This window comes from Rhodococcus sp. P3_B8, assembly GCF_056402775.1.
Genome location: NZ_JBFUGT010000009.1, coordinates 49,956 through 70,520 on the forward strand (window position 1 = coordinate 49,956; position 20,565 = coordinate 70,520).

Consider the following 20,565-nt stretch of genomic DNA (forward strand, 5'->3'; position numbering starts at 1 on the left):
GACGTGCGCATAGGTATGGGCTTGAACTACAGCGGCGGTTTCGCCGAGACGGTCGACGAGGTCGCCGACCTGGAGAAAGCCGGGCTCGACATCGCGTTCGTGCCCGAGGCCTACTCGTTCGACGCGGTGAGCCAGATCGGCTATCTCGCCGCCAAGACCACGACACTCGAACTCGCGTCGGGCATCTTCCAGATCTACACCCGCACGCCCAGCCTGACCGCCATGACGGCGGCCGGCCTCGACTTCGTGTCGGACGGACGCTTCGTGATGGGCCTCGGCGCCTCCGGCCCGCAGGTGATCGAGGGCTTTCACGGCGTCAAGTACGACGCCCCGCTCGGGCGCACCCGCGAGGTCGTCGAGATCTGCCGCAAGGTGTGGCGCCGCGAGAAGGTCGAGTTCCAGGGCAAGTACTACCAGATTCCGCTGCCCGCCGAGAAGGGCACCGGGCTGGGCAAGCCGCTGAAGATCATCAACCACCCTGTGCGTGATCGCATCCCGATCGTCATCGCCTCGCTCGGACCGAAGAACGTGGAGCTGACCGCCGAGATCGCCGAAGGCTGGGAACCCATCTTCTACCACCCGGAGAAGGCGGCGAGCGTGTGGGGCGAGCCCCTGGCCAAGGGCAAGGCGAAGCGCGACCCCAGCCTCGGTGAGCTGCAGGTCTTCGCGTCGCCCGCCCTCGCCATCGGCGACGACGTCGAGCACATGCTCGACTGGGTCCGCCCGGGCCTGGCGCTGTACATCGGCGGCATGGGCGCGAAGGGCAAGAATTTCTACAACGACCTCGCGGTCCGGTACGGCTACGAGAAGGAAGCCGAGACCATCCAGGACCTCTACCTGTCGGGCAAGAAGGACGAGGCCGCCGCCGCGGTGCCGGACGATCTGGTGCGGGCCGTGTCGCTGATCGGTCCGGAGAGCTACGTCGCGGAGCGGGTGGCCGCCTTCGCCGAGTCCGGGGTCACCACGCTCACCGTCACCCCGCTCGCCGCGGATCGTGCGGGACGAGTCGCGCTGGTCGAGAAGCTCCGCAAGATCTGCGGGTAGCCCCGCAAACCCCAGCAGTGCCCAGCCGGAAGAATCAGGAAAGGTGACCATGACTGGAATCAAGCCGATCGTCGTGGGTGTGGACGGATCCGAGGCGGCCTCGGCCGCAGTGGCGTGGGCCGCTCGCGCCGCCGCCGCCCTGTCGCTCCCGCTGCACATCGTGACAGTGGTGCACATTCCTGCCTTCTATTACACCGAGCCGTACCTGGCCGAGAGTTTCAAGGAAGAACTCGAGGACACGGCGAAGGCCCGGCTGGGCAGTGCGCGGGTGCATGCCAAGCAGACGGTGGACGAGCCGCTCGACATCACCACCGAACAGCACGAGGGCAAGGTGAGTCAGACACTCATCGAGCTCTCCGCGAACGCGCACATGGTGGTGCTCGGTTCGCGGGGGCACGGTGAGTTCACCGGTCTGCTGGTCGGCTCCACCACCTCCGCGGTCGCCGCGCACGGCCATTGCCCGCTGGTGGTCGTGCGGGGGCGCACCATGGACGGGCAGCCGCCCACGGAGGGGCCGATCGTGGTCGGCGTCGACGGCTCGGAAAGCAGCAAGGCGGCGGTGGAAGTGGCGTTCGAGCAGGCCGCCGCCCGCGGAGCGAGCCTGGTCGCGGTCAATGTGTGGAGCGATGTCAGTGTGCAGCCGTCGCTCGGCGCCAGCCCGGAGGACGCGCTGTGGAGCAGCATCCAGACGGGTGAAGAGGTGGTGCTGTCGGAGCGCCTCGCCGGATACCAGGAGCGGTATCCCGACGTGACGGTCGAACGCATCGTGGCGCGGGACCGTCCGGTGCGGGTGCTCAGCGAGTTCGCCGAGAAGGCGCAGCTGATCGTGGTCGGCAGCCGCGGCCGGGGTGGCTTCAAGGGAATGCTGCTGGGCTCCACCAGCAATGCGTTGCTCCACACCGCGGATTGCCCGGTGATGATCGTCCGGCCGGAAAGCTAGCGCCCCCGATCACGACGACTGTGCGGTAGCCTTCGCGCGACTTCGCAGAGGAGGTTCGAGTGAAGGCAACCCTCATGCTCCGGGGACTGGTCGCCGGCGCAGTGGTTGTCGGCGCAGTGGCCTCGGTCCAGCCGGCGACGGCGAGTGCCGGCACGGGCACGCTGCTGCGCCTGCCTGCGAGCGATTCGAACGTCGGTGTCAGCACACTCGAACTGGTGGATCACGATCGCGACGATCCGTGGTCGCCGGGCCGTGCGCGATCCATTCCGGTGACGGTCACCTATCCTGCCGGATTCGCCGCGGGCGGAACCCGCTCGCTTCCCGTGATCCTCTTCTCGCCGGGCTTCTATGTGCCGCGGACGCTGTACACGATCGCCGCCGAGGATCTCGCGAGCCGCGGCTACGTGGTGATCGGCATGGACCACACGGGTGAGGCCCTCGCGACGGTGTTCCCGGACGGCCGCGTCGTCACGTCGCAGATCACCGACCCGTACTCCGCGGAAACCCAGAAGAAGGCGCTCGACACCCGGGTGGAGGACGCGAGTTTCGTCGTCGACACCGTCGAATCCCTCTCCCGCGGTGACGACCCCGACGGGATCGGCCGGCTGCTGCCGGACGGCCTCTCCGAGGCCGTCGATCCCGAACGGATCGGGATGTTCGGTCACTCGATCGGCGGAGCCACGACCACCCAGGTCCTCCTCGACGATCCGCGGGTGGACGCCGGGGTCAATGTCGACGGAGCGCTCCTGTACGCGAACACGGCGAGCCCGATCGTTTCCCAGGATCCCGGCACCCCACTGCTCAGCGTGCTCAACTCGCGTCACGCCGAGAGCCCCGAAGGCCGGGACAGGTTCTGGGGACAGTATTTTGCGACCCCCCGGTCCTGGAGCAAGGTCTACGCACTCCGGGACACCGGGCACTTCAGCTTCACCGACGCCGAGCACTACGTCCCGCAGGCGATCCCCGATCCTCCCGGAATGGACGTGCCCGCCGGCTTCAGCCTCGGCACGGCTCCCCGCCAGGAGGTGGTCGACACGACCAACGACCTCGTGGCGGGAATGTTCGACCGCTTCCTGAAGGAGGCTCCGGCACCCGAACTCGACGACGCCGCGTCGCGGTACCCGCTGGTCTTCGAGGTGCGTTAGAGGGCCGCGGCGCGTTCGCCGCGGCGGAAGTTGCGCATGCCCCAGTAGCCGATTCGCAGAATCAGTTGGGGATGGCCCGGCATGTCGAGTCGGCGTGCCAGCCGGTGCGCCGAGTCGTCGACGCGAAGCGGGTGGGAGAGGATGGAGGCACCCAGCCGGGCGTCGACGGCGGTCAGCCACGCTCGTTCGACCGCGATTCCGGTGCGGACCAGGTCGATCGACTCCTGCGTGTCCGATACGAACACGAGGACGGTCTCGCTCTCGATGGCCGCGGCGAGCCGTGCCGAGTCGGGGACGCCGCGGGTGACGACGGGGCGGATCGCGTCGACCGACTCGTGACCGCCCTGCGGCAGCCAGTGCGACGTCCACGGGAAGAGGTCGCGCTGGTGGCCGGGATCCTGCCGAACCCGGTCGGCGGAATAGAGAAGGACGTCGGCGAGCGCGGGCGCCTCGTCCGCGGCGAGCAGCCGAGCGCGGACGCCCTCTATCTCCGCCGCGGCGACGATGTCGGCGATGGTTTCTGCGGGAACCGGTATGTCGGCGAACGCTTCTCGATGACTCCGGCGGCGGGCCATCGCGGAGAACAGCCTCAGCTCGGTGCTGGACGGGGTAGCTGTGCCCACGGCCCGAACGGTGGCGACGAGGTCGCGTCTGCGCGGATCGGGCAGCAGGTCGGTCTCGATCTTCTTGCCGAGCGCCCGCAGCGCGAGCTCCACGTTCGCGACACCCGCACCGCACGAGATCACGCGGTCGGCGCGTGGTGTGTCCGTGAAACCGCGACGCTCCGTGACCTCCGCGCACCCGCCGTCGAGCCGAAGATCCCACGGCTGGGTGTCGTGGACCGACGGGGCCGAGACGATGGCGCGGGAGACCACCTCGATGTCACTGAGCGACCAGCTGTTCATCGCGACCTCCACTTGTCGTGTCCGGGTGTTCCCCCGCAGGCTCAGCCTCCCGCGCACCGCGGCGCCGGCGCTGGGGTCGAAGGTCCCGAATGCGCGAGGGAGAGGTCCCGGAGGGGTGGGCACCGGTCGCCGGCGCGGTACGGTTCGAGGAGAAGACGGTGGAGGTGCAGACATGACCACGCGGGTGTTCCTGGTCGACGACCACGAGATCGTGCGACGAGGCCTGGTCGATCTACTCGGCAGCGTGCCCGACCTCGAGGTCGTCGGGGAGGCTGCGTCCGTCGGCGAGGCGATGGCACGGATCCCGGGCAGCGGCGCCGACGTCGCCGTGCTCGACGTCCGGTTGCCCGACGGCAACGGCGTCGAACTGTGCCGGGACCTCCGCACGTCCCTGCCCGAACTGCGGTGCCTGATGCTCACGTCGTACTCCGACGACGAGGCGCTGTTCGACGCCATCATGGCAGGCGCGTCCGGATTCGTCCTCAAACAGATCCTCGGCACCGACCTGGTCGCCGCCGTGCGGACGGTGGGGGAGGGCGGTTCGCTGCTCGACAGCAGGGCGACGTCGGCGCTGATGAACCGGATCAGGTCCGCGCGCCGGGAAGACCCCCTGGCGGAACTGTCCGAGCAGGAACGCGCCGTGTTCGAATTGATCGGCGAGGGGCTCACCAACCGGGAGATCGCCGAGCGGCTCTTCCTCGCCGAGAAGACGATCAAGAACTATGTGTCACGGCTGTTGTCGAAACTCGGGATGCAACGACGCACGCAGGCCGCCGTGCTGGCCACCGAACTACGCAACCAGCGCTGACTTCTTCCTCACGTCAACGGAACCCGCCACGTGACGACGGTTCCGCCGCCCTCGGCGTCGACGGTGCAGGTGCCGCCGCAGTGCTCGGCACGCCGATCGAGGTTGTCCAGTCCGCTGCGCCGGGCGCCGTCGGCGATCCCGATGCCGTCGTCCGCGACCGTGACGGTGAGGTCGTCCCCGGCGGCCACCGAGATGTCGATGGTGGTGGCCCGCGCGTGCCGCAGCGCATTGCTCAGGGCTTCCCGCAGCACCGCCTCCGCGTGCTGGTGGATGCGGCTGGGCACGAGAGTGTCGATGGCGCCCGAGAACTGGACGTTCGGCGCGATCGGTGACTGGGAGGTGAGGTCGCCGATCACGTCGAGGAGACGACGGCGCAGACTGGTCGCGGACGCAATCCCGGTGGCCTGCAGATCGAAGATGGTGGTGCGGATCTCGCGCACCGTGCGATCGAGTTGCTCGACCGCGGTGGCCACGATGGAGCGCACGCCCTCTGGGACGTCCCCGACCGCGTGCGTGCTCTGCAGGCTCATGCCGGTGGCGAACAATCGCTGAATGACGTTGTCGTGCAGGTCACGCGCTATCCGGTCGCGGTCGGCGAGCACCGACAGCAGGCGTTGCTTGCTCTGCTGATCGGAGAATTCCACCGCGACGGCAGCCAGGTCGGCCACCGATTCGAGTCGGGCGACCTCGTCCGGATCCCACGCGGTGTTGCCGCGCGCCGTGACCACCAGGATCCCGCCGACCCCCGACGCCGTCGACAACGGCAGCACCGCGGCCCGGCCCGCCTCGGCGGAGAACGGTGCGAGACCGTCGAGACCCGTCAGCAGTGCGGGAGTGCGGGAGCGCAGCACTTCGGCGAACGGCTCGGCCTGGGTGGCGATTCGGAAGCTGTTGCGCAGCGGCCGCACCGTGCTGTCCGCGCCGACCACCGCGCCCTCGCCGAGCGTGACGACGATGAAGACCTCGTCGCCGCTGGACAGTTCGCGTACCTCGGCGGCGAGTGTGTGGAGTGTTTCGTCGAGTGATCCGCCGACCATCAGCCGGGACGTGATCGCCGCGACGGCCGTCAACCACCGCTCCCGCGTCCGCGATTCCTCGAACAGCCGCGAATTCTCCACCGCCACACCTGCCGAGGTCGCGAGCGCGCGCAGGATCACCTCGTCCTCGTCGGTGAACTCGGGTCCGCTGAGTTTCTCGGTGAGGTAGATGCTCCCGAAAACCTTGCCCCGCATCATGATCGGCATGCCCAGAAAGCTCTTCATCGGTGGATGATCGGGCGGGAAGCCGATCGACCCGGGGTGATCGGCCAGGTTGGCGAGGCGCACCGGGCGGGGGTCGTGGATCAGCAGTCCCAGCAGACCGAGGCCTTCGGGCAGATGGCCCATGTGCGCACGCTCTTCCGGCGTGATGCCCTCGTAGACGAACTCCGACAGCCCCCCGTCGGGGGCGTGGACACCGAGCGCGCCGTACCGGGCGTCGAGCAGGGACGTGGCCGAAGTGACGATGCGTTGCAGGGTGGAATCCAGCTCGAGTCCCGAACCGACCACGAGGACCGCCTCGAACAGTCGCTGCAGACTTCGGCGCGTGGGGACCACGTCGGCGAGCCCCTCCCGAAACTCACTGATCCTCGCCTCGTGCCCGCCGTCCGCTCCCATGTCTGCAGCATAGGTCCGGGGGCGGCGTAACGCCGCGAACCGCGGCGTCGATAAGGGCTCGAGTGTTTACTCATTCGAACTAATGCTTACCCATTGACGTGACGAGGGAGAAGAAGAATGAATCGACGGCACTTCGGACGACGGGTCGCGGCAGGTCTGACCGCTGCAGTGGCAGCGACGATGATGTTCACCGGTGTCGTATCGGCGCAGCCCGCAGATTCCGCCCCCGTCGTCGACCCGGCCACCGCGATCGCGAAGCTGCGCACCGTCGCCGCCGGTAACCCCGAGGCCGAAGCCGCCCTCGAGCGACTCGCCGCGTCGCCGACCGACACCGCGGCAACGAACATCGCCCTCCCGGGCCAGATCTTCCAGATCCCCGCGTACTCCGACACCGGGCAGGGCGGTCCGGTCCTCGGACAGCTGTACGGCGCGGGCGTGGCGACCAACATGAGCAACCAGTTCCGCTTCGGATTCTTCGGCGGACCGGGCGTCATCGCGAACGACCAGACCGGTGCCGAACTCGACGTCGTCTACTACAGCTTCGCCACCGGTGCCAGCGGCATCGTGAAGCTGGACCAGAACAACGTCGCGGTTCCCACGGTCGTCTCCTCTCCGCCGGTCGCCGGGCTCGGCAGCGGTCTGGTCGTGGCGGCGGTGTACGGCTCGCTGAACCACCAGGTGGGGCCGAACGTCGTCAAGAGCACGATCTGGTGGCCCACCCTGGGCACCGTGCTCGCCTGACCGTTCGAGAACTCAGGTGGCAGGTTCGGCTCCCGGCCGGGCCTGCCACCACTCTCTCCAGCGCTCTTCGAGTTCGGCCCACTCCTCGTCGTCCAGGTCGTAGGCCGCCAGCAGGATCTGCGCACCGCCGTTGGGGCGTGCCGCGTTGACGGGCTGCTCGCCGAACTGCAACAGTCCCGGGCCGAGGTCGTCGACACTCACCGCGGTCTGGTGTTCGCCCACGAAACACACGACCCCGTGCAGCAGATCGCCCGTCTCGGCGACCACGGTGAAATGATCGCCGACCGTCATTCCCTCGAGTTTGTCGAGGCCGAGCAGATGCCGCGCCGAATCACCCTCCGCGACCGGGCCTTCGAGGAACAGTGTGCGACGCTCGTCGAGTCCGTGCCGCTCGATGCCGAACTTGAGGAACTGCAGAAACGTGGTCCAGCCCTCGGTGACGTCGTCGTACCAGTCGTCGGCGGCGGGGTCGCCGCTGCGGGGCGGGCGGGTGATCCGCACCAGCGTGGTGCCCTCGTGCTCGTGGAGGCTGAACTTGTCGGCGCCGTTCAGGGCCAGAGTGAAGGCGGCGGCGTCCTCTTTCACGTCGTCGAAGTAAATTTCCCTGATCTCGTCGGCCAGGCCGGCGTAGTCCCAGCCGTGCCAGCGCCGGATCAACTCCGGGTCGCGCAGGGCAGGCCACACCACCGACGGCGCCGCAGCGACGGACACCTCGATCACGGGCTGGGATTCGGTCACGCGTTCTCCTGCGTCGTCACTGTTGCCGGTCCGACATGCACCACCGACCGCCAGAGATGCACCACCATGACGACGAACGCCACGCACCACACGGTGAATGCACACCACAGTTCGGCACTACCGACGATACCGACGAGTGGAAGATGGTCCGCACGCCCCAGGTAGATGCCGGCGACCCCATACATGCCGAGTGGGAAGACGATGCTCCACACGGTGGCGTCGTAGCGCAGCGGCACCTTGTTCGCGACGTGACGCCACGATCGGTCGAGATCAGGTCGAACCCGCCCAGGTTCATGCCACCGAGATGATGCCGCTGGCCATCACGATTGCGAAATAACCCAGGTTCAGGCTTCGAACGGACTCCTCGACACGATCGAGCACGACCCTCACATGGCGACGGTGAGCAGGAACGCGACGTCCTCGATCGCCTCGACGCTGTGCCGATCGGTCGGAAGAACCAGCAGATCGCCGGTGGAACCCTTCCACGAGTCCTCGCCGGCCACGAGGTTCAGTTTGCCGCTGAGAATGAACAGGGTGGCCTCGCCCGGGCTCTCGTGTTCCGCCATCTTCTGACCCGCGGCCAAGGCGATGACGGTCTGTCGGAGGCTGCGCCGATGCCCGCCGTACACGGTCTGCGAACTGCGGCCGCTGGACGTCCCGCCTGCCAACTTCAGTTGCTGACGGGCAAGGGCGGTCAGTGACTTCTTGTCCATGAGGTGAGTATGAACCACTGCGCGCACCGTCACCCGTCGAATGGGGTAACGGTGCGGCGGCAAAGGGGTCGTTCAGCGCCGGATGAGGGCCCAGCCCTGGGCCACCGCGAACGCGCCGACCACCGCGGCCTGCAGCAGCACCCAGACGACGCCGACGGTGGTGAGGTGCTGCCACTCCGTGAGCACCAGGGCCACGCTCGCGCCCACCCAGAAGACGTTCGCGAGGACGACGGCGTCCACCGCGGCCGGCGAAGGACGGGCCGGCACGCTCACCGYCCACACCCCGGCGGTGAAGACGATCAGGAAGACGCCGATGGCACGCAGGAAGCCGGCTGTCGGGCCGAGGACGTCGTCGAGCACGGTGGCGGCGGCGAGGTAGGCGACGCCGTTGGCGCCGGTGACGACGGCGTCGACGCGGAGAGTGAGGCGCAGTGGGGAGAGAGCGGTGCGGGTTTCGAGTGCGGCGATCATGTCGGCGGTCCTCACGTGAGACGAGTGAACGGGTACGTCACTCAGACTCGCGCCGAAGCCGAATGCTCTCAATTACCTCGCAGGTAATGCTCGCGTGTAGGTGATCCACCGGTAGCGGGTGCCGTTCTTCGCCGACGTGAGCCACTCACCGGTGTCCTGCGCGTGCCAGGAGTCGTCGATCGGGGGTGCCCAGGCGTCGCCGTCGATCGTGACGTCGATCTCGGAGACCAGCAGTTGGGTGGCGAACGGCATTGCCGCCGTGTAGATCTGGGCGCCGCCGATGACGCAGACGTCCTCGTTGGTGAGCGCGAGCGCGGAGCCGAGCCCGTCGGCGGACTCGGCACCCTCCGCAGTCCAGTCGGGCTGACGGCTGATCACGATGTTGCGCCGCCCGGGCAGGGGCCGGAACCTCGGGGGCAGCGAGTCCCACGTCCGGCGGCCCATGATCACCGGGTGACCCTGCGTCACCTTCTTGAAATACGCCATGTCCTCGGGGACGTGCCACGGGATCGTGTTGTCGAGGCCGATGACGCCGCCGACGCCCTGGGCCCAGACCAGCTTGACCTGCCGCGCCGCCACTAGACGGCCACCGGCGCCTTGATGGCGGGGTGGTGCCGGTAGTCGACGATCTCCACGTCCTCGAAGGTGTAGTCGAAGATCGAATCCCGCTTGGTCAACTTCAGCGTCGGGTACGGCAACGGTTCCCGGCTCAACTGCTCGGTGACCTGGTCGACGTGATTGTCGTAGATGTGGCAGTCGCCGCCCGTCCAGATGAAATCGCCCGGTTCGAGCCCGGCCTGCTGCGCCACCATGTGGGTGAGGAGCGCGTAGCTCGCGATGTTGAACGGCACACCCAGGAACAGGTCGGCGCTGCGCTGGTACAGCTGGCACGACAGCTTGCCGTCCGCGACGTAGAACTGGAAGAACGCATGGCACGGCGCCAGCGCCATCTGCGGGATGTCGCCGACGTTCCACGCCGACACGATGATGCGACGCGAGTCGGGGTTCGACTTCAGCGTCTCGATGGTCTGGGTGATCTGGTCGATGTGCTCGCCGGACGGGGTCGGCCAGCTGCGCCACTGCACGCCGTACACCGGGCCCAGTTCGCCGTCCGCGTCCGCCCACTCGTCCCAGATCGTGACGCCGTTGTCCTGGAGCCACTTCACGTTGGAATCGCCGCGCAGGAACCACAACAGTTCGTAGACGATCGACTTGAGGTGCACCTTCTTCGTGGTGATCAGCGGAAACCCGTCCGCGAGGTTCCAGCGCATCTGATGACCGAAGACGCTCTTCGTGCCGGTCCCGGTGCGGTCTGCCTTCGGGGTGCCCGTGTCCATGACGAGTCGGAGCAGGTCTTCATACGGGGTCGGCACAGTCACGGCGTCCAGTTTAGGCGCTCCGCGCCCGTGCGCCTTTTCGGTAGCTGGAACAACCGGAAAGGCGCACGAGCGCTAGCCTTCGCCCATGCGTGAACTCTTCGTGATCGGCGTCGGTGCCGGCGACCCCGACCAGGTGACGGTCCAGGCGATCAAGGCGATGAACAAGGCCGATGTGTTCTTCGTCATCGGCAAGGGTGACGAGAAGCAGGACCTCGTCGATCTCCGCACCACGATCCTCGAGGAGCACGTCGCCGGCGCGTACCGCGTCGTGGACATCGTCGATCCGCCCCGCGACCGCACGCCGTCCGACTACGAGGGCGTGGTCGACGACTGGCACGAGCGCCGGGCGGCGCTGTTCGAGGCCGAGTTCGCGTCCGAGCCGGGGGTCGGGGCGATCCTCGTGTGGGGTGACCCCTCTCTCTACGACAGCACGCTGCGGATCGTCGAGCGGGTGCTCGCCCGCGGCAACGTGTCGTTCGACTACTCGGTGATCCCGGGCGTCACCAGCGTGCAGTCGCTGGCCGCGCAGCACCGGATCGTGCTCAACCGGATCGGCGAACCCGTGCACATCACGACCGGCAGGCGACTGGCCGAGGGTCTGCCCGACGGCGTCGACAACGCCGTGGTCATGCTCGACGCCCACTGCACGTTCACCCAGGTGCCCGGCGACGACGTCCAGATCTGGTGGGGTGCCTACCTCGGCACACCCGACGAGGTGCTGATCTCCGGTCGCCTGCGCGACGTCGAGGACGAGATCCAGCGGGTGCGCGCCGCATTGCGCGAACGCAAGGGCTGGATCATGGACACCTATCTCCTCCGCAGGTGAGTGAGAAAGCGTGGAGGAGCACACTTCGGCGCTCACCTACCGTTAGCCTGGGACCATGCCCGAGCTGCCCGAGGTGGAGGCGTTAGCCGAGTTCCTGCGTGAACATGCCGTGGGAGCGGTCGTCGGCCGAGTGGACGTGGCGGCCCTGAGCGTGCTGAAGACGTTCGACCCCCCGATCACCGACCTGCAGGGTCGCGACGTGACGGGCGCGGCCCGGTTCGGCAAGCACCTCGCACTCGATTGTTCCGGGTTGTGGCTCGTCACCCACCTCTCGCGTGGGGGCTGGTTGCGCTGGACCGACAACCCGTCGGCGGCGCCGCCGAAACCGGGGAAGGGTCCGCTGGCGCTGCGGGTGCACTTCTTCACCCCGGAGGGCGCGACGCCGGCGTTCGACCTCACCGAGGCGGGCACCAAGAAACGGCTCGCGGTGTGGGTGGTGCACGACCCGCAGGAGGTGGAGGGGATAGCCCGGCTCGGACCCGACGCCCTCGCCGTCACCGAACCCGAGTTCGCGGCGCTGCTGTCCACCACGTCGGCGCGGATCAAGAATGCGCTCGTCGACCAGTCGCTGCTCGCCGGCGTCGGCAACGCGTACTCCGACGAAATCCTGCACACCGCAAAGATTTCCCCGTTCGCCACGTCGCGCACTCTGCCGGAAGACCAGGTGCACGTGCTGTACGACGCGATGCGGTCGGTGCTCAGCGACGCCGTCCAGAGGTCGCTCGGCCAGGATGCGGCGCGGCTGAAGGGGGAGAAGCGATCCGGGATGCGGGTGCACGCCCGGACCGGCCTCCCGTGTCCCGTCTGCGGCGACACCGTCCGGGAAGTGTCGTTCGCGGAGAAGTCTTTTCAGTACTGCGCCACGTGTCAGACCGGAGGCAAGGTGCTCGCCGACCGCCGGATGTCGCGACTGCTGAAGTAGGCGTCGGCGCGAAACGGTGCCCGCATATAGTTGTGACCATGCGTGAACAGGCACCCGTACGGTTCGGTACACCTCTGACGGCAGGCGCGACGCGCGTGATGCTGCTCGGGTCGGGTGAGCTGGGCAAGGAAGTGATCATCGCCCTCCAACGGCTGGGGGTCGAGGTGATCGCCGTCGACCGCTACGACAACGCGCCGGGCCACCAGGTGGCGCACCGCGCGCACACGATCGACATGAGCGACCCGGAGGCGCTGTTGCGTCTCATCGAGGAGGAACGCCCCCACTTCGTGGTCCCCGAGATCGAGGCGATCGCCACCGATGCGCTGGCCACGATCGAGGAGCGCGGCACCGCGGTGGTCATCCCCACCGCGCGGGCGACGCAGCTGACCATGAACCGTGAGGGGATCCGGCGCCTCGCGGCGGAGGAGCTGGGGCTGCCGACGTCGCCCTACGAGTTCGCCGAATCGCTCGAGGAGGTCCGCGCGGCCACCGAGCGCATCGGCTTTCCCTGCGTGATCAAGCCGGTGATGTCGTCGTCCGGAAAGGGGCAGTCCACGGTGCGCGGCGCCGGCGAAGTCGAGACCGCCTGGGAGTACGCGCTCGCGGGCGGCCGCATCAATTACGGCCGCGTCATCGTGGAGGGGTTCGTCGAGTTCGACTACGAGATCACTCAGCTCACCGTCCGGGCGATCGGCGCCGACGGCGAGGTGGGCACCTTCTTCTGCGAGCCCATCGGGCATCTGCAGGACTCGGGCGATTACGTGGAGTCGTGGCAGCCGCAACCGATGAGCGACGCGGCACTCGCCCGGTCGCGGGAGGTGGCCGAGAAGGTGACCGCAGCGCTGGGTGGGCGCGGGATCTTCGGTGTGGAACTGTTCGTGAAGGGCGACGACGTCTACTTCTCGGAGGTCAGTCCGCGACCGCACGACACGGGCTTGGTCACCCTTCGGACACAACGACTCTCGGAATTCGAACTGCATGCCCGCGCCATTCTCGGCCTGCCCGTCGACACCACCCTCACGACACCCGGTGCGTCCGCGGTGATCTACGGCGGCGTCGACGCCACCGGTATCGGCTTCGAGGGCGTCGCCGACGCGATGGCGGTCCCCGAGACGGACCTCCGCCTGTTCGGCAAACCCGAGAGCTTCGTCCGCAGGCGGATGGGCGTCGCCGTGTCCACGGGACCGGACGTCGAGACCGCGCGCAGCCGCGCGCGGGAGGCGGCTTCCCGCGTCGAGCCCGTCGCGTGAGTCCGGGCGCCGAACTCCTCGTCGGCCTGGCCATCGTCATCGGGCTCGTCGGAATCGTCATCCCGATCCTGCCCGGAACGATCCTCATCTTCGCGGCAATCCTGGTGTGGGCCATCATGACCGGTGGCGCGACGGCGTGGACGGTGTTCGCGGTCGCAACGGTGTTCCTCGTAATCAGTGGCGTCGTCAAATACACCTGGCCCGGTAAACGGATGCGCACGGCCGGGGTTCCCAGCCGGTCGCTGATCGTCGGCGGACTGGCCGGGATCGTGGGGTTCTTCGTCGTTCCCGTGGTGGGGTTGTTCCTCGGTTTCATCGCGGGAACGTATGTGGCCGAGCTCTACCGGCTGCGTGCGCACAACCGGGCGTGGGCGTCGACGTGGCACGCCTGCAAGGCCGTCGGACTGTCGATGCTGATCGAACTGCTCGGCGCCCTGATCGCTTCCGGTGTGTGGCTGGCCGCGGTGGCCGCGACGTAGGTCGCTCGCAATCGTCGCCGAGGGGTATCCAGAAGGGTCCTCCACCTGCGATGATCAAATGCGGATGTTGATCTTCCCGGCCAGCGGAGGAATACGCCGTGAACAAGAAGACGACCTGGATCCTGGCGCCCCTCGCTGCCGTGGCCCTCTCCCTGAGCGGCTGCGGCGACGACTCGTCCGACTCGGCGGCGCCGAGCACGACCAGCGCCGCCGCCACGAGCAGCGGCGAAGCGGCGCCCGCGTCGAACATGATGGAGAAGGTTCCGTCACCTTTCGTGATGACCCCACAGATGGAGCCGACCTACGTCGGTGCGGTCGACGGATCCGACGCGTACATCGCGCTGGCCCGGTCCGGGGACGACATGATCGCCTTCCTGTGCGACGGAGACCAGATGTGGACATGGATGACCGGCACCATGGACGGCGACAAGGCGTCGCTGTCGTCGCCGGACGGAGCGACACTCACCGCGTCGATGAGTGACGGCACCGTGACGGGGCAGGTCAGCGCGCCGGGCACGCCCGACAAGGCGTTCGTGGCCCACCCGGCTGCTGCGGAGGAAGGCATGTTCCGCGCAACCACCAACCACGACGGCGCCGATTACACCCTCGGCTGGATCATGACCGCCGACGGCGTCCGGGGGCTCGAACGGCAGGCCAACGGATCGAGCACCGGTGCCATCGCGGTCGATCGGAACGACGACGACATGGACGATCGGCAGCGTGAGCGGCGGCAGGAACGCCGCGAACAGCTGGACTGCGACGAGATGAACAACTACAACATGTGGCTGGTGGCGCAGCCACAGACGCCGCCGGTGGCCGAGATGGTGTCGATGAACAGTGTGCAGATGGAAGGGTGTTGACACGGGTCCTGCGTGCTAGCAGGCCCCTCCGGGAGCGTCGCAGCGGTACCAGGCGCGCGCGTTGCCGCCCATGACGGCGTCGAAGTCGTCACCCACCGCGTCCGCGACGATGTCGATGTCGCTGTCCTGGAACACTCTTCGGGAACGACTACCCGGAAGGTCGGTGCCGAACATCAGCGCCTCGGGGTTGACGGCGTGGATCTTGCGCAGCACGTCGCCGACGTTCTCGATGGTGGTCCGCCCGAACCCGGTTGCCTTCACCCGAACTCCGCGGTCGACGAGGTCGAGCAGGTACGGCAAGCCCCGTGTCGACATCCCCAGGTGGTCGATGCACACGGCGGGAAGTTTTGCGAACACCGGCTCGAGCGACAGCAGCAGCGTGGCGTCCACGTAGAACTCGGCGTGCCAGCCGGCCAGCTCGTACGCGCGCAGGGCCTGCTTGGTGAGGAGCTTCACGTCGGTCGCGCTGCGCCGGAGGTTGAATCGGAGGGCCCGCACGCCGGCGCGGTCGAGTTCGAGGATGCTCTCGTCGGTGGCGTCGGGCTCCATCTGGGTGACACCCACCCAGCTGGGGCCGAGCTCCTCGAGCGCCGCCTTCAGGTAGTTCTGATCGGTCCCCTGGTACGAGGCCGTGACGACCGCGCCGCCGTCCACGCCGAAGCCTTCCGTGCGCGCCCGGTAGTCGGCGATGGTGAACGGCTTTGGGAGATAGCCGTGGTTCTCGACCACCGGGAACCGGGGGTCGATGATGTGAACATGGGCGTCAAACACGACTTATATCCTGCCTTGTGCGGGGGACACGTTGCGTGGCGGAGCGGTGCGCGAGTGCTGGTACAAGCGTCCTACACATACGTCTCAGACTCCTTAGGGTGAGGTCATGGGAAATCGCGAAGACCTGATCGACGGCGCCGCGCGCAGCCTGTACGAAAAGGGATACTCGCGGACGACGGCCCGGGACATCGCGTCGGCCTCCGGGGTGAGTCTCGCGGCGATCGGCTACCACTTCGGCACCAAGGAGGCGCTGCTCCACGCCGCCCTGTACCGGGAGATGGAGCGCTGGGGCGACGACCTCGCGACGGCCGCCGCGAAGAAGATCGAACCCGGCATGAGTTCGACGGAACGGTTCGAAGCCATCTGGACCGGGGTCATCGAGTCGTTCACCGCCCATCGTCGGTTGTGGATGCTGCAGTTCGAACTGCTCGGGCACCTGGACTCCCTGCCGGAATTGAGAAAGAACCTGGTGGCGTCGACGGCCGACGCCCGCGAAGGACTGGTCGAACTGTTCGGTGACGCGGGCATCGAGCCCGGCCGGGCACACACATTGGGCGCTCTCTACCAGGCACTGCTGCTCGGCGTCGCGGAGCAGTGGCTGGTGGACCCCGACCACGCGATGTCGGCCGAGGAACTGCTCACGGCGTTGCGGGCGCTGTCGTCACACCTGGCCTGAGACGACGGAAGGGAACCTCCCGCAGGAGGTTCCCTTCACACCGATTCGAAAGATCAGGCCTTGTCGGGCTCGCTGGCCTTGAGCATGTCCTCGCGCTCGACGACCTTGATCCGCTCACGGCCCTCGGGCTCGCCCAGGCTGCGCTCGTGCGCATCGAGGCGGTACCAGCCCTGCCAGGTGGTGTACGGGACCTGCTTGCCCTCGAGGAACTCGATGATCGCGTCCTCCGACGGGTTGGCGGGCTCGGCGAAGCCGGACCGGTCCTCGAGCAGGTTCGCGACGGTCTCGTTCGCGTCGCCCTTGGTGTGACCGATCAGGCCGACCGGGCCGCGCTTGATCCACCCGGTGACGTACGTGGCGGGCATGAACCGGTCGTTGCCCTCGGCGGTGTCGTCGGCGATGACGCGTCCGGCCTCGTTCGGGACGGTACCGGCCTGCTCGTCGAACGGGAGCTTGGCGATGTTCTGCGACAGGTAGCCCACCGCGCGGTACACGGCCTGCACGTCCCAGTCGTTGAACTTGCCGGTGCCCTTGACGTTGCCGGTGCCGTCGAGCTGGGTGCGCTCGGTGCGCAGACCGACGACCTTGCCGTCCTCGCCGAGCACCTCGGTGGGCGATTCGAAGAAGTGCAGGAACAGCTTGTGCGGACGGTTGCCCACGTCGCGGATGGCCCAGTCCTGCAGGGTGTTGGCGACCATGTCGACCTGCTTGGAGTTGCGGCGCGCCTGCTCGGAGCCCTCGTCGTAGTCGATGTCCTCGGGATCGACAATGACCTCGATCGTCGGCGAGTGGTCGAGTTCACGCAGCTCGAGGGGGGTGAACTTGGCCTGCGCCGGTCCGCGGCGACCGAACACGTGGACCTCGACGGCCTTGTTGGCCTTGAGTCCCTCGTAGACGTTGGCGGGGATCTCCGTCGGCAGCAGTTCGTCGCCGGTCTTGGCGAGGACGCGGGCGATGTCGAGGGCGACGTTGCCGACACCGAGGACGGCGACCTTCTCGGCCTCGAGCGGCCAGGTGCGCGGGACGTCGGGGTGGCCGTCGTACCAGGAGACGAAGTCGGCGGCGCCGTAGCTGCCGTCGAGTTCGATGCCCGGGATGTTCAGGGCGCGGTCGGCGTTGGCGCCGGTGGAGAAGATCACCGCGTCGTAGAAGTTGTGCAGGTCTTCGAGGGTGATGTCGCTGCCGTAGTCGATGTTGCCCAGCAGGCGCACCGACGGCTTGTCGAGCACCTTGTGCAGGGCGGTGATGATGCCCTTGATGCGCGGGTGGTCGGGTGCGACGCCGTACCGGATCAGACCGAAGGGGGCAGGCATCCGCTCGAAGAGGTCGATGCTGATCCCGCCGTCAGACGCGGCATCGGATTTCATGAGAGCGTCGGCTGCGTAGATACCGGCGGGGCCGGCACCCACGATCGCAACGCGCAACGGACGTGTCTGATCAGTCATCTGGAGCGAACTACCTTCTGATGGGCGGACAACGAAACCTCAGCTTAAATTAAGCCCAGCCTAATCGGGTGGCCGAGGTGCGGCAGACAGGGCAGAGCCCATTCTCGGGACGCACGCCTGTAGAGGGTAGTCGCCTTCGCGTTGGGGGGTCACAAACAAGATTTGTAGGGGCAGCTCTATACACTCGTGGCCACGCCGAGATCGAAGGGAAGTCATGTCCGGTTCGAGCGAATCGCCCCAGCGCGACGCGGGAGGCACCGAAGATCCGGTGGATCCCCGGCGCACCACGGCGGTGCCGTTCATCGCCGCCGTCACCGTCATCGTCGTCATCCTGGTTGCCATCGTTGTGTCCAGCAGGCTCTCGCCCGCAGACGAGAACGTCACGGAAGCGGACCGCATCAACCGCTCGGTCGCCGACTTCATCCAGGCCCACAACCACGACGACGCCGATCTGCAGAAGACGCTGGTCTGCTCGTCGTGGTCCGACGATCGGTCGGTGCTTCGGGACCGGGAAGGCGAGGTCACGCTGAAGGGCGTCGAATCGTCCGAGGTCAACGGGGATCGTGCCCGGGCGGAGGTCCGGGTCAGCGCCGACGACGGCAAGGGCGAGACGACGGATACCTGGCAATTGACGCGGGACGGGGAAACATGGGTCGTCTGCAACTGACCGTTGCCCGGAAGGGCATACCGAACAGGGTTGTGAAAAGCTGACATGGTGAGTTACGCAGGCGACATAACGCCGGAGCATGCCTGGGAGCTGCTCCGCGAGAATCCCGACGCTGTGCTCGTGGATGTGCGGACGGACGCCGAGTGGAAGTACGTCGGAGTCCCCGACACCACCCCGCTCGGGCGGAAGACCGTGCTGATCGAATGGGTCAGCTACCCGACGGGCACTCGTAACGACAACTTCGTGGACCAGTTGAAGGAGGCCGGGATCGCGGGCGGCGAGAACGCCCCGGTGATCTTCCTGTGTCGCTCCGGCCAGCGGTCCATCGGTGCGGCGGAAGCCGCGACAGCGGCGGGCATCGGCCCGTCGTACAACGTGCTCGACGGTTTCGAAGGCGGCCTGGACGCCGAAGGTCATCGTGGGGCGGTCGGCTGGCGGGCGCTGGGCCTGCCGTGGAGGCAGTGGTGAGTGCAATTCCCCGAGGCGGCGCGTTCGACAAGGCGCTGCCGGACGACATCGGCCAGGGCACGATCAGCGTGCGCGGAGGAACCCTCCGTTCCGGTTTCGAAGAGACGTCCGAAGCGATCTTCCTGAACTCAGGCTTCGTGTTCGAGAGCGCGGGAGCGGCCGAGGCGTCGTTCACCGGCGAGATCGACCACTTCGTCTACTCCCGGTACGGCAACCCGACCGTGAAGATGTTCGAGGAGCGACTGCGCCTTATCGAGGGCGCAGAAGCGTGCTTCGGCACCGCCAGCGGCATGTCCGCGGTGTTCACGGCACTGGGCGCGCTGCTCAAGGCCGGCGACCGGCTGGTCGCGGCGCGTAGCCTGTTCGGTTCCTGCTTCGTGGTGTGCAACGAGATCCTGCCCCGCTGGGGTGTGGAGACGGTGTTCGTCGACGGCGAAGACCTCGACCAGTGGGAGAAGGCTCTGTCCGAGCCGACCACCGCGGTGTTCTTCGAGACGCCGTCGAACCCGATGCAGACGCTCGTCGACGTGCCCCGGGTGGCGGAGCTCGCGCACGCCGCCGGCGCAAAGGTCGTGCTGGACAACGTGTTCGCGACACCGCTGCTGCAGCACAGCCTGGAGCTCGGTGCCGATATCGTCGTCTACTCCGGCACCAAGCACATCGACGGCCAGGGCCGTGTGCTCGGCGGGGCGATACTCGGACCGCAGGACTACATCGAAGGTCCCGTCCAGAACCTCATGCGCCACACCGGGCCGGCTCTCAGCCCCTTCAACGCGTGGACGCTCCTCAAGGGACTCGAGACGATGCCGATCCGGGTGCGGCACTCCGTCGGCTCCGCACTGGAGATCGCCCAGTTCCTCGAGGGCCACTCCGCGGTCGACTGGGTCAAGTACCCGTACCTCGAATCGCACCCCCAGCACGAACTCGCCAAGCGGCAGATGAGCGGCGGCGGCACCGTCGTCACCTTCGCACTGAACGCATCCGAGAGCGAAGCGAAGAAGCGGGCATTCGAACTCCTCGACGCCCTGCGGCTGGTCAACATCTCCAACAACCTCGGCGACTCCAAGTCGCTCATCACCCACCCGGCCACCACCACCCACCGGGCGATGGGCCCGGAAGGTCGTGCCGCCGTGGGCATCACCGACGGCGTCGTCCGGCTGTCCGTGGGACTCGAAGACACCGCCGACCTGCTGACGGATCTGGAGCAGGCGCTGGGATAGGCGCTTCGCGCCCGTGCGCCTTTCTGGTTGTTMCGGCAACCAGAAAGGCGCACGAGCCCGAAGGGCCTACAGGTCGAGGCTCGTGGCCGGCGCGATTGCGTCGAGGCGTTCGGCGGTGGCCCCGTCCTGGGTGTCGTACCGGCGTGCGCACTCGGTGAGGTTCGTCGACATCTCGGCCACAGTCCGCTGCAACAATTCCCGCCGCTCGTCCAGGTAGGACGTGAACCGGGCGAACGCGCCGCCGGCGGCCTCCGGCCAGGCCGCACCCGAGTCGGCGAGGGCCGCGTCGGTGGTGTTCAGCTGTGCGGACGCATCGTCGAACAGGACGTCGAGCTGACCGGCCGCTGCGCGTAGGGCCGCTGTGTCGACGTGGATGGAACCGCTCATTTTCGATCCTTCGTGTCGGTCGAGACGAGATCGGACTCCCGCGGGCGCGATCGAT

25 protein-coding genes are annotated in these 20,565 nt (G+C 67.7%); 14 read left to right on the forward strand and 11 right to left on the reverse strand.

From position 1 onward, the window contains the following. The first annotated feature begins 3 nt into the window (after positions 1–3). Genes AC1D1G_RS06300 through AC1D1G_RS06310 form a run of 3 tightly spaced genes read left to right on the forward strand, consistent with a single transcriptional unit; the run spans position 4 to position 3,129 of the window. Positions 4–1,044 (forward strand): LLM class F420-dependent oxidoreductase, encoded by a 1,041-nt coding sequence (locus tag AC1D1G_RS06300; protein WP_011595049.1) that lies wholly within the window; start codon positions 4–6, stop codon positions 1,042–1,044. A gap of 49 nt (positions 1,045–1,093) precedes the next feature. After that, positions 1,094–1,984, forward strand: coding sequence for a universal stress protein (locus AC1D1G_RS06305; protein WP_283336324.1), 891 nt, complete (start codon positions 1,094–1,096; stop codon positions 1,982–1,984). 59 nt (positions 1,985–2,043) lie between these two features. Then, positions 2,044–3,129: an alpha/beta hydrolase family protein gene (locus AC1D1G_RS06310; RefSeq protein ID WP_477951520.1), complete on the forward strand. Its 1,086-nt coding sequence runs from the start codon at positions 2,044–2,046 to the stop codon at positions 3,127–3,129. On the opposite strand, the gene AC1D1G_RS06315 is transcribed toward AC1D1G_RS06310, so the two are convergent. Then, complete coding sequence (locus AC1D1G_RS06315; RefSeq protein WP_283353282.1) at positions 3,126–4,034, reverse strand: nitroreductase family protein; 909 nt, start codon at positions 4,032–4,034, stop codon at positions 3,126–3,128. The genes AC1D1G_RS06310 and AC1D1G_RS06315 overlap by 4 nt on opposite strands. Positions 4,035–4,206: 172 nt before the next feature. Between AC1D1G_RS06315 and AC1D1G_RS06320 the strand changes: the two genes are divergently transcribed. Then, the gene (locus AC1D1G_RS06320) at positions 4,207–4,842 is read left to right on the forward strand and encodes a response regulator transcription factor (protein ID WP_283336329.1); all 636 of its coding nucleotides are present in this window, start codon (positions 4,207–4,209) and stop codon (positions 4,840–4,842) included. Between the two features lie 8 nt (positions 4,843–4,850). Here AC1D1G_RS06320 and AC1D1G_RS06325 read toward each other — a convergent pair whose 3' ends face one another. Next, on the reverse strand, positions 4,851–6,497 hold the full coding sequence (locus tag AC1D1G_RS06325) for a sensor histidine kinase (protein ID WP_283353283.1): 1,647 nt from the start codon (positions 6,495–6,497) through the stop codon (positions 4,851–4,853). A 117-nt stretch (positions 6,498–6,614) separates the two neighbouring features. Here AC1D1G_RS06325 and AC1D1G_RS06330 point away from each other — a divergent pair, with 117 nt between their 5' ends. Next, positions 6,615–7,238 (forward strand): hypothetical protein, encoded by a 624-nt coding sequence (locus tag AC1D1G_RS06330; RefSeq protein ID WP_009474921.1) that lies wholly within the window; start codon positions 6,615–6,617, stop codon positions 7,236–7,238. A gap of 12 nt (positions 7,239–7,250) precedes the next feature. Here the strand turns inward: AC1D1G_RS06330 and AC1D1G_RS06335 are convergent, their stop codons facing one another. The 6 genes from AC1D1G_RS06335 to AC1D1G_RS06360 form a co-directional block, all read right to left on the reverse strand. Then, complete coding sequence (locus AC1D1G_RS06335) at positions 7,251–7,976, reverse strand: SRPBCC family protein (RefSeq protein ID WP_037230761.1); 726 nt, start codon at positions 7,974–7,976, stop codon at positions 7,251–7,253. Beyond that, positions 7,973–8,212 (reverse strand): SLAC1 family transporter, encoded by a 240-nt coding sequence (locus tag AC1D1G_RS06340; protein WP_283353284.1) that lies wholly within the window; start codon positions 8,210–8,212, stop codon positions 7,973–7,975. The genes AC1D1G_RS06335 and AC1D1G_RS06340 overlap by 4 nt, the downstream gene beginning before the upstream one ends. A gap of 150 nt (positions 8,213–8,362) precedes the next feature. Next, a complete protein-coding gene (locus AC1D1G_RS06345; protein WP_087559051.1) occupies positions 8,363–8,689 on the reverse strand; it encodes a cupin domain-containing protein in 327 nt (108 codons plus the stop codon). A gap of 72 nt (positions 8,690–8,761) precedes the next feature. After that, a complete protein-coding gene (locus AC1D1G_RS06350) occupies positions 8,762–9,160 on the reverse strand; it encodes a hypothetical protein (RefSeq protein ID WP_477951521.1) in 399 nt (132 codons plus the stop codon). Positions 9,161–9,232: 72 nt separating this feature from the next. Continuing rightward, complete coding sequence (locus AC1D1G_RS06355; protein WP_283353286.1) at positions 9,233–9,739, reverse strand: dihydrofolate reductase; 507 nt, start codon at positions 9,737–9,739, stop codon at positions 9,233–9,235. After that, positions 9,739–10,539 carry a thymidylate synthase gene (locus tag AC1D1G_RS06360; RefSeq protein ID WP_283336334.1) on the reverse strand — a complete coding sequence of 267 codons (801 nt, stop codon included), beginning with the start codon at positions 10,537–10,539 and terminating at the stop codon, positions 9,739–9,741. The genes AC1D1G_RS06355 and AC1D1G_RS06360 overlap by 1 nt, the downstream gene beginning before the upstream one ends. A gap of 85 nt (positions 10,540–10,624) precedes the next feature. Here AC1D1G_RS06360 and cobF point away from each other — a divergent pair, with 85 nt between their 5' ends. The 5 genes from cobF to AC1D1G_RS06385 all read left to right on the forward strand — a co-directional run bounded on the left by cobF (position 10,625) and on the right by AC1D1G_RS06385 (position 14,876). Then, positions 10,625–11,365 carry a precorrin-6A synthase (deacetylating) gene (gene cobF, locus AC1D1G_RS06365; protein WP_283336335.1) on the forward strand — a complete coding sequence of 247 codons (741 nt, stop codon included), beginning with the start codon at positions 10,625–10,627 and terminating at the stop codon, positions 11,363–11,365. 55 nt (positions 11,366–11,420) lie between these two features. After that, complete coding sequence (locus tag AC1D1G_RS06370) at positions 11,421–12,287, forward strand: Fpg/Nei family DNA glycosylase (protein WP_005251638.1); 867 nt, start codon at positions 11,421–11,423, stop codon at positions 12,285–12,287. A 38-nt stretch (positions 12,288–12,325) separates the two neighbouring features. Continuing rightward, positions 12,326–13,537 (forward strand): formate-dependent phosphoribosylglycinamide formyltransferase, encoded by a 1,212-nt coding sequence (gene purT / locus AC1D1G_RS06375; RefSeq protein ID WP_283353287.1) that lies wholly within the window; start codon positions 12,326–12,328, stop codon positions 13,535–13,537. Further along, positions 13,534–14,016, forward strand: coding sequence for a DUF456 domain-containing protein (locus tag AC1D1G_RS06380; protein ID WP_283336339.1), 483 nt, complete (start codon positions 13,534–13,536; stop codon positions 14,014–14,016). The genes purT and AC1D1G_RS06380 overlap by 4 nt, the downstream gene beginning before the upstream one ends. A 98-nt stretch (positions 14,017–14,114) precedes the next feature. Continuing rightward, a complete protein-coding gene (locus AC1D1G_RS06385; RefSeq protein ID WP_477951522.1) occupies positions 14,115–14,876 on the forward strand; it encodes a hypothetical protein in 762 nt (253 codons plus the stop codon). Between the two features lie 15 nt (positions 14,877–14,891). Here AC1D1G_RS06385 and AC1D1G_RS06390 read toward each other — a convergent pair whose 3' ends face one another. Next, on the reverse strand, positions 14,892–15,647 hold the full coding sequence (locus tag AC1D1G_RS06390; RefSeq protein ID WP_283353288.1) for an amidohydrolase family protein: 756 nt from the start codon (positions 15,645–15,647) through the stop codon (positions 14,892–14,894). Between the two features lie 106 nt (positions 15,648–15,753). Here AC1D1G_RS06390 and AC1D1G_RS06395 point away from each other — a divergent pair, with 106 nt between their 5' ends. Then, positions 15,754–16,323: a TetR/AcrR family transcriptional regulator gene (locus AC1D1G_RS06395; protein WP_283353289.1), complete on the forward strand. Its 570-nt coding sequence runs from the start codon at positions 15,754–15,756 to the stop codon at positions 16,321–16,323. A gap of 53 nt (positions 16,324–16,376) precedes the next feature. Here the strand turns inward: AC1D1G_RS06395 and AC1D1G_RS06400 are convergent, their stop codons facing one another. Continuing rightward, complete coding sequence (locus AC1D1G_RS06400; protein ID WP_009474907.1) at positions 16,377–17,768, reverse strand: FAD-dependent oxidoreductase; 1,392 nt, start codon at positions 17,766–17,768, stop codon at positions 16,377–16,379. 214 nt (positions 17,769–17,982) lie between these two features. Here AC1D1G_RS06400 and AC1D1G_RS06405 point away from each other — a divergent pair, with 214 nt between their 5' ends. Genes AC1D1G_RS06405 through AC1D1G_RS06415 form a run of 3 tightly spaced genes read left to right on the forward strand, consistent with a single transcriptional unit; the run spans position 17,983 to position 20,123 of the window. Next, positions 17,983–18,435, forward strand: a complete 453-nt coding sequence (locus AC1D1G_RS06405) for an Rv0361 family membrane protein (protein ID WP_005251646.1) — start codon at positions 17,983–17,985, stop codon at positions 18,433–18,435. 48 nt (positions 18,436–18,483) lie between these two features. Continuing rightward, a complete protein-coding gene (locus tag AC1D1G_RS06410; RefSeq protein ID WP_280780342.1) occupies positions 18,484–18,903 on the forward strand; it encodes a rhodanese-like domain-containing protein in 420 nt (139 codons plus the stop codon). Next, entirely contained in the window at positions 18,900–20,123 is a 1,224-nt protein-coding gene (locus AC1D1G_RS06415; RefSeq protein WP_009474904.1) for an O-succinylhomoserine sulfhydrylase, read from the forward strand. Before AC1D1G_RS06410 ends, AC1D1G_RS06415 begins: the two co-directional genes overlap by 4 nt. Before the next feature lie 66 nt (positions 20,124–20,189). Here AC1D1G_RS06415 and AC1D1G_RS06420 read toward each other — a convergent pair whose 3' ends face one another. Then, positions 20,190–20,510, reverse strand: a complete 321-nt coding sequence (locus AC1D1G_RS06420) for a type VII secretion target (protein WP_317568305.1) — start codon at positions 20,508–20,510, stop codon at positions 20,190–20,192. Positions 20,511–20,565 lie beyond the last annotated feature (55 nt).

Bases quoted from the DNA above. Each gene is read 5' to 3' on its own strand.
- AC1D1G_RS06305 (WP_283336324.1), top strand. From the start codon at position 1,094: ATGACTGGAATCAAGCCGATCGTCGTGGGTGTGGACGGATCCGAGGCG.
- AC1D1G_RS06315 (WP_283353282.1), bottom strand. From the start codon at position 4,034: ATGAACAGCTGGTCGCTCAGTGACATCGAGGTGGTCTCCCGCGCCATC.
- AC1D1G_RS06320 (WP_283336329.1), top strand. From the start codon at position 4,207: ATGACCACGCGGGTGTTCCTGGTCGACGACCACGAGATCGTGCGACGA.
- AC1D1G_RS06325 (WP_283353283.1), bottom strand. From the start codon at position 6,497: ATGGGAGCGGACGGCGGGCACGAGGCGAGGATCAGTGAGTTTCGGGAG.
- AC1D1G_RS06330 (WP_009474921.1), top strand. From the start codon at position 6,615: ATGAATCGACGGCACTTCGGACGACGGGTCGCGGCAGGTCTGACCGCT.
- AC1D1G_RS06345 (WP_087559051.1), bottom strand. From the start codon at position 8,689: ATGGACAAGAAGTCACTGACCGCCCTTGCCCGTCAGCAACTGAAGTTG.
- cobF (WP_283336335.1), top strand. From the start codon at position 10,625: ATGCGTGAACTCTTCGTGATCGGCGTCGGTGCCGGCGACCCCGACCAG.
- AC1D1G_RS06370 (WP_005251638.1), top strand. From the start codon at position 11,421: ATGCCCGAGCTGCCCGAGGTGGAGGCGTTAGCCGAGTTCCTGCGTGAA.
- purT (WP_283353287.1), top strand. From the start codon at position 12,326: ATGCGTGAACAGGCACCCGTACGGTTCGGTACACCTCTGACGGCAGGC.
- AC1D1G_RS06395 (WP_283353289.1), top strand. From the start codon at position 15,754: ATGGGAAATCGCGAAGACCTGATCGACGGCGCCGCGCGCAGCCTGTAC.
- AC1D1G_RS06400 (WP_009474907.1), bottom strand. From the start codon at position 17,768: ATGACTGATCAGACACGTCCGTTGCGCGTTGCGATCGTGGGTGCCGGC.
- AC1D1G_RS06405 (WP_005251646.1), top strand. From the start codon at position 17,983: ATGTCCGGTTCGAGCGAATCGCCCCAGCGCGACGCGGGAGGCACCGAA.
- AC1D1G_RS06420 (WP_317568305.1), bottom strand. From the start codon at position 20,510: ATGAGCGGTTCCATCCACGTCGACACAGCGGCCCTACGCGCAGCGGCC.